Here is an 8,958-nt window from a genome sequence, read left to right as displayed (position 1 = left end):
ATTTCAAAAGAGATACGTGAATGGGACACGGCATAGGAGAAGATCGAGAATTTGAACTTATTATCCGATAAATTCGAGCAGCCGAAAGCTGAAATCCCCGAGAGAGTATTAGATGAAAATGACCCTCGGGCGCTCGACCTTTTTAAGCCGTATCAAGGAGAAAAGGTGGAATTCGGACTTGTCGGTGTTCCGTATGACGGCGCCGTCAAGGGCAGGAAGGGAGCGAGAGAGGGACCCGATGCCGTGCGTGAGTCATTACGATTTAATTCGACTTACGATTACGACCACGATGTGGACGTAAGGGAGGTAAGCGTGGCTGACTTCGGTAACGTCGTTATTCCGGAGGGAAACGTAAAAGAAGTTCATCGGGCGGTCGGGGAAGCGATGAAGGAAATTATGGGCAATTGCCGGGTCCCGATGATACTCGGCGGAGATCACTCCCTCACCTACGCCCATGTTAAAGCATTTTGTGAGGTGAATACCGGAAGTGTCGGTATAATAACGCTTGACTCGCATCATGACGTGAGAGAATATGAAGGAGACGACGTTTCGAGCGGTACTCCCTTCAGGCGGATTCTCGAGGAGATCGAGGGGAGTCCTGTTAGCGGGAAAAACGTGGTACAAATCGGGCTGCACGGATTTTTGAACTCCTCGAATCAGAGAGAGTACGTCATGTCGAAGGAGATGATGATAATAACTGCGGAAATCGTACGGGATATGGGTATGGAAAGCGTTATGAGGGGCGCACTGATGCAGGCGGGAGAAGGTACCGACGCTATATTCTTGAGCGTGGATATGGATTCGGTCGACCAGTCCGCGGCGCCCGGAGTTAGCGCTCCCAGTCCGGGCGGGTTAAGCGCCAACGAATTTTTGGAAGGGTTATATTACGCCGGCAATGATGTAAAGGTAAAGGGGATGGACTTGGTTGAAGTAGCGCCGAATCTCGATCCAAGCGGAAACACGGCACGACTCGCCGCAACCGGATTGATCTCCTTCCTCGGGGGGAAGGTGAAAAGTGGCGGGTAGAATTCAAGTCCTCCCGGATGATCTCATCAGCAAGATCGCAGCGGGCGAGGTTGTGGAGCGACCCGCCTCGGTCGTCAAGGAACTTATCGAGAACAGCATTGATGCGGGGGCATCGCGGATTAAGGTCATCGCTGTGAACGGCGGGAAGTCGATGATGCAGGTTGTGGACAACGGCAGCGGAATGACCGAAGATGAATCGCTTTTAGCGCTTGAGAGGCACGCAACGAGTAAAATAAGTTCTTATGAGGACCTTATCGGGGTTGAGTCGCTGGGATTCCGCGGGGAAGCGCTGCCGAGCATCGCCTCCGTATCGCGATTCGAGATTACGACGATGCCCGAGGGTGCGAAAAACGGAACAAAAATCAGCGTAGCCGGTGGTGTTATCCGGTCTGTAAGCCCCTCTGAAACTGTCGCAGGAACCTCTATAACCGTGAAGAATCTATTCTATTCGACTCCGGCGCGAAGAAAATTCCTGAAGTCGCCCCCTGTTGAATACAGGCACATTCTTGAAGCCGTCAAACGGTTTGCGTTGGGATACCCCGAGCTGGAGTTTGAATTTTATAACGGGGATAAGAAAGTATTCCAGACCAAAAAGGGTGGTCTGTCGGACAGAATAGCCGAGACGTTCAATCGCGGGTATATCCCGAATTTGATAGAAATATCCGGAAGCGGGAGGAGCGTCAAGGTAGAAGGGTATGTGGGAGATCTGAAACTAATCCGCAGAAGCAGGGGGGAGCAATACCTTTTCCTCAACAGGAGGTATATTTCCGACAGGAAGATGAGCTCGGCAGTGTACAAGGGTTACGGTGATCTGATCGGAAGGGGGGAGTTCCCGTTTTTCGTACTGAATATCACGACAGACCCGAGGAGTGTTGACGTCAACGTTCATCCTTCGAAGATGGAGGCGAAGTTCAAGAACGAGTGGGACGTTTACGAAACGCTCAAATCAACAGTACACGACGCGGTTCATATAGGCTCGAAAGAGATGATAGATTCTTTCAAGCCGGCATTTGAGGGGCAGTTGACCGAAGCTGAAGAGGTAAGCTCTCATCACAACAGAAAAATAATTCAGTTCATGCCCTCCCGTCCTGAGAGTCGACCTACTGACTTGAGATTAAGGACTGAAGTGAGCAATGAGACGGTCCTCGAAAAGAAAAAGGGATTCTCACCGGCGGTCGAGACCTACATGGAGTCGTTTCCGGAAATGAAAAAGGAGCCGGGACAGCCGGAAGGACTCGTCTGGCAAGTGCATAATAAGTACATAATCTCACAGGTTAAGAGCGGCTTGACGATAATCGACCAGCATGTTGCGCACGAACGTATCCTGTACGAAAAGGCGCTCGCTTCGATCGAAAAGGGCGTCGGAGTGAGCCAGCAGCTGCTCTTTCCCCAAAAGGTCGAGCTTTCGCCTGAAGATTATTCCGTACTGCTCGAAATTCTCGTCTTTCTGAATCAAATCGGATTTGAAATAGTAGAGTTCGGCGAACGGACTCTGTTGATTCATGCAGTTCCGGCTGATATCAAGGCTGGATCGGAAGGCAGGGTATTGAGCGAGATAATCGATAATTTTCGTGAGACAAGCGGCAAGGAAGTTCCCGCTCACAAGGCATTAGCGGCAAGTTTCAGTTGTAAGGCGGCAATAAAAGCGGGTGAAAAACTCACGCAGGAGGAGATGATTTCCCTCGTGGAACGGCTTTTTACGACAGAGTACCCTTACTTCTGCCCGCATGGACGACCTATCATAATAAACCTGACGCTGGATGAGCTGGATAAGCGTTTTGAAAGAAAATGAAAACTGTTCGACAGTTCCGTTTTTAACCGAGCAATCTCATGGATGACCGCCCTGAAGTTCTGACAATCGTCGGACCAACTGCCGTTGGAAAGACGGGTGTGGCAATCCGGGTGGCGAAGGAGATCGGCGGAGAGATACTGTCCGCAGACGCCCGCCAGGTTTACCGCGGTATGGATATAGGCACCGCAAAACCCTCCCGGGAAGATAAAGATTCGGTTCCTCATCATCTCATAGATATCATCGATCCCGGTGATGATTTCAGCGCAGGCAGTTTCGGGATATTGGGGAGAAAAGTGATAGCCGAAATTTCTTCAAATGGAAGAGTGCCGATAGTTGTTGGCGGTTCGGGGCTGTACCTCCGGGCGCTGTTGGACGGTCTATTCGAGGGAGACACAAAAAGCGAAGCGGTAAGGGAAAAGATATCAGCGGAGATAGAAAAGAGCGGGATAGAGCATGTATACCGGAAGCTGGAAACGATCGATAAAGATTATGCAGCGTCAATATCTCCAAACGACAGCGTGCGCATCAGCCGTGCGCTTGAAGTATATGAAATTACCGGAAAGACTCTCACGGAAGCGTTCACCCAACAGGCTAAAACGCCGCTGTTGAAATCACTCATTTTCGGATTGAAACTGAGACGCGAACTGCTCGTCGAGAGGGTCGAAGAACGGGTCGATCAGATGCTTTCCAACGGTTTAGTAGATGAAGTAAGAGGCTTGATGGAGTCGGGGTTCAGCGAACCGCTAAAGCAGCTTCCTACTATCGGATACAGCGAGGTGATAGAATATCTCGATGGTTTGATATCAAAGGACGAAATGACAGCTGAAATTAAAAAGAACAGCAGGAGGTACGCAAAGCGGCAGATGACCTGGTTCCGGGCAGATAAACGGATAATCTGGATCGATATTGAATCGGTGCGGGATCCCGCTGAAGAGATTATCGAGCGTTGGCGAGTCGAAAGGGCGTAAACGCCCTTTTTCTTTATAGAAAACATCACCTAACCCAGCCTTGAACGGCTGGGTTAGGCGGAGAACCACCCCTAAGTCCCCTCCTTGCCTGCCTGGCATCCCCGCCAGACCAATGTCCTGCCCGGCAAGCGGTCAGACGGGCGGGCTGGTTATTAGAGGGGAATAAGAGGAATGATTTTATTAATAAACCACCCCTATATCCCCTCCTTGAAAAGGAGGGGAGGAGCAGGCTCTCCCCTTGAGGGGAGTGTCCGTCCCGAAGCTTCGGGACGGACGAGGGGTGTTACCGTCCGTGAGCGTTAGAAATTGGGATGATCGTAAAATCACACCCCCCGTCTTCGCCCCGATGAATCGGGACTCAGCCACCCCCCCTCGAGGGGGGAGTAAACGATTCCGCCACAGGCGGTGCCTGCGTAATTCGGTGAATGTGAACGCAGACATATAGCATCCGTCCGATAGCTGTGCCAAGTCAGAAAACGATTGACTTTAGAGGTAATTTATCGCAAAACAGCGTTTTTCACTCTACACTTGACATTAAAGTGTATAAAATTTATACTATTTCCGACTAATAGTGTATAAAATTTAAGCTGTATCACATTAGTGCTTGAATCGGAGTCGTAAATTGGCAGCTATTGAGATAGTGAATCTCAAAAAAAGATATGCTACAGGCAGAAAGAGTTATGTCGACGCCCTGAAAGGGATATCTCTTGAAATCGGAGAGGGAGAGATATTCGGGTACATAGGTCCCAACGGTTCGGGAAAAACGACAACGATTAAAATACTGCTTGATTTCATCCCTCTTACAGAAGGCAACATAAAGATAATGGGACACAACTATCAAAACGCCCGATTTCAGGTGCGGATCGGTTATATGCCGGAAGATCATTCGTACTATCCGCATCTCAGGGTCAAGGACTTTTTGGGATTTCTATCGGGACTGACACCGGGAGTTAACGGTAAGACCGATAGAACCGACAAAATAATCGAGGAGTTTAAGCTTGAGAAGGTATATAACAGAAGAATGGGCGACATTTCGCTCGGCTGGAGGCAAAAGGTTGCCCTGTCAGCCGCATTTATCGATGATCCCCAGATTATAATTCTCGATGAGCCGACTTCCGGTCTGGATCCGGTTGCGGTGGAGGAGTTCAGCGAAAGGTTGGAGGAAGGAAGAAAAAGAGGTAAAACCATCTTATTCTCTTCGCATCAGCTCTCGGAAGTAGAACGGATAGCGGACAGGATAGGGATTCTATCGGAGGGAAAAATGTTGATGACCGGCACTCTTGACGAACTGCTCTCTGAATCCGGGGCGGATTCACTGAACGAGCTCTTTCTCGGGAGTTTGGAGAAAAAATGAGAGTCAGCCTTTATCTGGCAAAGATAACTTTCGGGGATTTCATCAGACGACCCGAAGTATTGATAGTAAGCGCGCTCGGTGTGATATTCATCGCCAGCCTGAGCATGGTGCTGCTCGACGACGAGTTAGCAATGCAGGTGTTGAAGGGAGTGGAAAAATCGCAGGGAATCAGCGCCCAGAAAAGCACTCTTATCGACGGAGGTCTTGTCTACGCTGAAATATTCACCATCATAGTATCATATCTAATAGGGATGAACCTGATCGGAAAAGACATTAAATCGAACACGATCGGGTTATTCCTCGTAAAGCCGATCACACGCACGCAGTATCTGCTCGGGAAATATATCGGGGCTGTGTCTCTCTCGCTCTCTTTGTACACAGCTTATGTCGTGCTTCTTATGATTGTGCTCTTTATCGACGGTTCAGGAATGAGTTTTCCAATTCATAAAATTCTTATGCTTGCCCTGTTCAAGATTGCATTGCTGTATTCGATCATATTGCTGTTCGCTCAAAAACTGCCGGGATTCGTTGCGTCACTATTCGGCACTATGATCTATGTCGGAGGATATTTTTCAGGCGATTTTTACCTCTTTTCGATTAACGCCGAGGGGATATATAAATTCGGAGCCAAAGCCGTATATTATATGCTTCCCCATATGGTCGAGGTGAGCCCGGGTTCGGTATTGGAATCCTCCGGGGGTATTATGATTTTTTTCAAGTGGGCTTTGGTGTACGGGGTGTTATATTCTGGATTGTGGTTGTCAGGAGCGGCGGCTCTTTTCAAAAAGAGAGCAATATGACTAAAATAAGAAACAGATGGAGAACCAATGGCTGAAAATCCCGATAAAAGACCGGTGGTTCTGGTCGTCAGCGACAAAGTTGACGAAACAGAAGAGATGGAAAGCCGCCTGCCGGAAAACGGCTTTGACGTGTTGAGCGCCCCCGACGGCTACGAAGCGCTGCTTCTTGCACAGGAGAAAAAACCGAACCTCATTATTACGAGTTTAAACGCCAAGAGAATAAGCGGAGCAAAGCTCGCAAGGCTTTTGAAGTTCGATAAGAAGTACCGGGATATACCTATTATAGCTATCCTTGATAACGATACGCAGGAAAATCTCGATTTGATCCATAGTCTTCGGATAGAGAGGTTTGTTAAAAGACCGCTTGATTACGACCAGCTGGTGATGAACATACGAAACCTCTTTTCCGAAAGTGAAATCGGCGGCTTCATCGAGGAGGCGCTGCTCTAAATGTCTGTAGAACCGGAATATCTGCTGACTATCTATCTATTTCTAATCGGCTCCGCTGTCGGCAGCTTTCTGAACGTTGTCATATACAGGTTGCCGAGGGGCGAGTCGATAGTGAAACCGCGCTCTCATTGTCCTCATTGTGATACACCGATAAAGCCGTACGACAATATTCCGATTGTGAGCTGGCTGCTGTTGAGAGGAAAGTGCAGGAAATGCAAAGAGCAGATATCGATCCGTTATCCGGTAGTAGAGCTCGGTTCGGCGCTCTGGTTCGTCTGGATGTACTTGCAGTTCGGGTTATCATGGGAATTCGCGCAGTATCTGACGCTCGGTATCATTCTGTTGGCAATAAGCATGGTCGATCTCGATACGAAGCTAATACCCGATTCAGTTTTGCTTGTCGGCGGAGTTTCAGCTTTGATATTCGCGATCATGGGGAACGTGATCAGCCTGAAGGGATCTCTTGCGGGCGGTACGGTAATGGGTGGCGTACTGCTGGCAATTGCGCTGATCGGCGGATTCGTGCTTAAAAAAGAATCAATGGGTTTCGGAGACGTAAAATTAGCGGTAATGATAGGTCTTTTCATCGGATGGCAGATGGCGTTATTGGCGATCTTTCTGTCCGCATTGTTCGCCTCCGTGATAAGCATCGGCGGCTTGCTGATGGGACGGATGAAATTCGGCAAACCGTTCGCGTTCGGACCGTTTCTGGCTTTGGGGGCGATAGTAAGCGGTATCTGGGGTGAGGGGATAATGCTCGCTTACCTTAAATGGGCGTTGGGATAAGAATTTTGAACCGGCATATGACGAAGGAACTGATATGACTGCAAGAGGAATGAATCTGATCGGCGATATACTCGTCAAAGAAAACAAGATTTCCAAGGAAGACCTCGAAAGAGGCTTGGAAATCCAGGCGGAGACAAATAAACCGTTAGGCAGCGTTCTGTTGGATGAGAATTTAGTAGGAGAAGAAACGCTCATGGAAGCGCTTGGCAAACAAACGAAGATGCCGTATATCGATCTTGAGGATTATACGATAGACATCGATTCTCTGAAGCTGCTGAAAGCCGATCAGGCGCGGAAGCTGAACGTTATGCCTCTATTCGTATTGGATGAAACACTCACGGTGGCATTGAGCGATCCCTCGGACGTGCTTGCCGTAGATGAAATAACCAGAACGACGCTTCTTGACGTGGAACCCGTCCTGGCTACTTCGACGGCAATCGAAAAGGCGCTCGATAGCTATTACGGCACCGGAGAACTGCTCAAATCCAAGTCGAGCACCGCGGAAGCGACAGCCGAGATGCAGGAGTTCGGCGCGGAAGCCGCAGCCGAGGATATTTCCGTAGTGCAGATGATAGATATGATCATAAACCAGGCGGTAAAGACTTCCGCCTCCGATATTCATATCGAGCCGAGAGAACATGAGGTGCGAATACGGTACAGGATAGACGGCTCGCTGCAGGAGGTGTTCACACCGCCGAAGAAACTTCAGTCAGCCCTGATATCCCGTGTAAAGATTTTAGCGTCGCTCGATATCGCAGAGACGAGACTGCCGCAGGACGGCAGGATACAGCATCTCATAGGCGACAGGAAGATAGATATGCGTATTTCTACCTATCCTACTTTTTTCGGGGAGAAGATAGTTATTCGTGTGCTTGACGTGGAGAGCGCCAAGATATCCCTCCCCGCACTTGGCATAGAAGGCGAAACGCTTGACAAATACCGTAAGCTAATTACCAGTCCTAACGGGATCATACTCGTTACGGGACCTACGGGTTCGGGTAAAACCACCACGCTGTACGCAAGCATCAATGAAATCAACAAAGAAGAGCTGAATATAATCACTATTGAAGACCCGATCGAGTATCAACTGCCGAATATAAATCAGGGTCAGGTGAACCCGAAAGCGGGTGTAAGTTTCAGTACGGCGCTCCGAAGTATCCTGAGGCAGGACCCGGATATTATAATGGTCGGGGAGATCAGGGACGTAGATACGGCAGCGCTGGCGATACAAGCCGCTCTCACCGGTCATCTGGTCTTCAGCACGGTTCATACGAACGATGCAGCCGGAGCGATAGCAAGGCTGCTTAACATGGGAATAGAGAAGTTTCTTGTGGCTTCCACCTTAAGAGGTGTGGTAGCGCAGCGGTTAGTCAGAAAACTATGTAACGAATGCGCGAAGCGGTACCGTCCCTCCGACAGCGAATTGGCTGCGCTCGGACTCAAACCTTCCGACGATATAATTTTCAGAAAAGCTGTAGGATGCATGGCATGTCGAAAAACCGGTTATCAGGGAAGGACAGGGCTTTATGAAATTCTTCTGCCTAATCAGGAGATTGTGAACCTGATATTAAGCGGGGCATCGGCGGTCGATATAAAAAAGGCGGCTGTACAGTCAGGAATGAAAACCCTCAGGAGCCAGGGGTTGGAAAAAGTTATAAAGGGGCTGACTTCTCTCGAAGAGATAATGGTCATCACCGCGTCGGAATTAGAAGAAGAAGAGAGCCGGACAGAACCCGAATTAGAGCCTGCCCCAACAAGTGATTCAGAATAATGGGCTTAACT

General features: G+C 49.2%; 8 protein-coding genes. All 8 read left to right on the top strand.

The window, feature by feature from the left end; translation table 11 throughout:
- Positions 1-51: 51 nt before the first annotated feature.
- The 8 genes from IID12_03235 to tadA all read left to right on the top strand — a co-directional run bounded on the left by IID12_03235 (position 52) and on the right by tadA (position 8,947).
- Positions 52-1,026 (top strand): agmatinase family protein, encoded by a 975-nt coding sequence (locus IID12_03235; protein ID MCH8288107.1) that lies wholly within the window; start codon positions 52-54, stop codon positions 1,024-1,026.
- On the top strand, positions 1,016-2,818 hold the full coding sequence (mutL, locus tag IID12_03230; GenBank protein MCH8288106.1) for a DNA mismatch repair endonuclease MutL: 1,803 nt from the start codon (positions 1,016-1,018) through the stop codon (positions 2,816-2,818). Before IID12_03235 ends, mutL begins: the two co-directional genes overlap by 11 nt.
- Positions 2,819-2,856: 38 nt before the next feature.
- Positions 2,857-3,786, top strand: a complete 930-nt coding sequence (gene miaA / locus IID12_03225; protein MCH8288105.1) for a tRNA (adenosine(37)-N6)-dimethylallyltransferase MiaA — start codon at positions 2,857-2,859, stop codon at positions 3,784-3,786.
- 622 nt (positions 3,787-4,408) lie between these two features.
- A complete protein-coding gene (locus IID12_03220) occupies positions 4,409-5,140 on the top strand; it encodes an ABC transporter ATP-binding protein (protein MCH8288104.1) in 732 nt (243 codons plus the stop codon).
- Positions 5,137-5,940 (top strand): ABC transporter permease subunit, encoded by an 804-nt coding sequence (locus IID12_03215; protein MCH8288103.1) that lies wholly within the window; start codon positions 5,137-5,139, stop codon positions 5,938-5,940. The genes IID12_03220 and IID12_03215 overlap by 4 nt, the downstream gene beginning before the upstream one ends.
- Before the next feature lie 27 nt (positions 5,941-5,967).
- Positions 5,968-6,390, top strand: a complete 423-nt coding sequence (locus IID12_03210; protein ID MCH8288102.1) for a response regulator — start codon at positions 5,968-5,970, stop codon at positions 6,388-6,390.
- A complete protein-coding gene (locus IID12_03205) occupies positions 6,391-7,176 on the top strand; it encodes a prepilin peptidase (protein ID MCH8288101.1) in 786 nt (261 codons plus the stop codon).
- Positions 7,177-7,210: 34 nt separating this feature from the next.
- Positions 7,211-8,947 (top strand): Flp pilus assembly complex ATPase component TadA, encoded by a 1,737-nt coding sequence (gene tadA / locus IID12_03200; protein MCH8288100.1) that lies wholly within the window; start codon positions 7,211-7,213, stop codon positions 8,945-8,947.
- Positions 8,948-8,958: the final 11 nt, after the last annotated feature.

It is taken from the genome of Candidatus Neomarinimicrobiota bacterium, from assembly GCA_022567655.1.
In the GTDB taxonomy this organism is placed as follows: domain Bacteria; phylum Fidelibacterota; class SORT01; order SORT01; family SORT01; genus JADFGO01.
This window is presented reverse-complemented; position numbering and strand designations above follow the sequence as displayed.

Excerpts from the sequence above, each read along its gene's own strand:
- IID12_03205 (MCH8288101.1), top strand. The coding sequence starts at position 6,391 with ATGTCTGTAGAACCGGAATATCTGCTGACTATCTATCTATTTCTAATC.
- tadA (MCH8288100.1), top strand. The coding sequence starts at position 7,211 with ATGACTGCAAGAGGAATGAATCTGATCGGCGATATACTCGTCAAAGAA.
- IID12_03210 (MCH8288102.1), top strand. The coding sequence starts at position 5,968 with ATGGCTGAAAATCCCGATAAAAGACCGGTGGTTCTGGTCGTCAGCGAC.
- miaA (MCH8288105.1), top strand. The coding sequence starts at position 2,857 with ATGGATGACCGCCCTGAAGTTCTGACAATCGTCGGACCAACTGCCGTT.
- IID12_03215 (MCH8288103.1), top strand. The coding sequence starts at position 5,137 with ATGAGAGTCAGCCTTTATCTGGCAAAGATAACTTTCGGGGATTTCATC.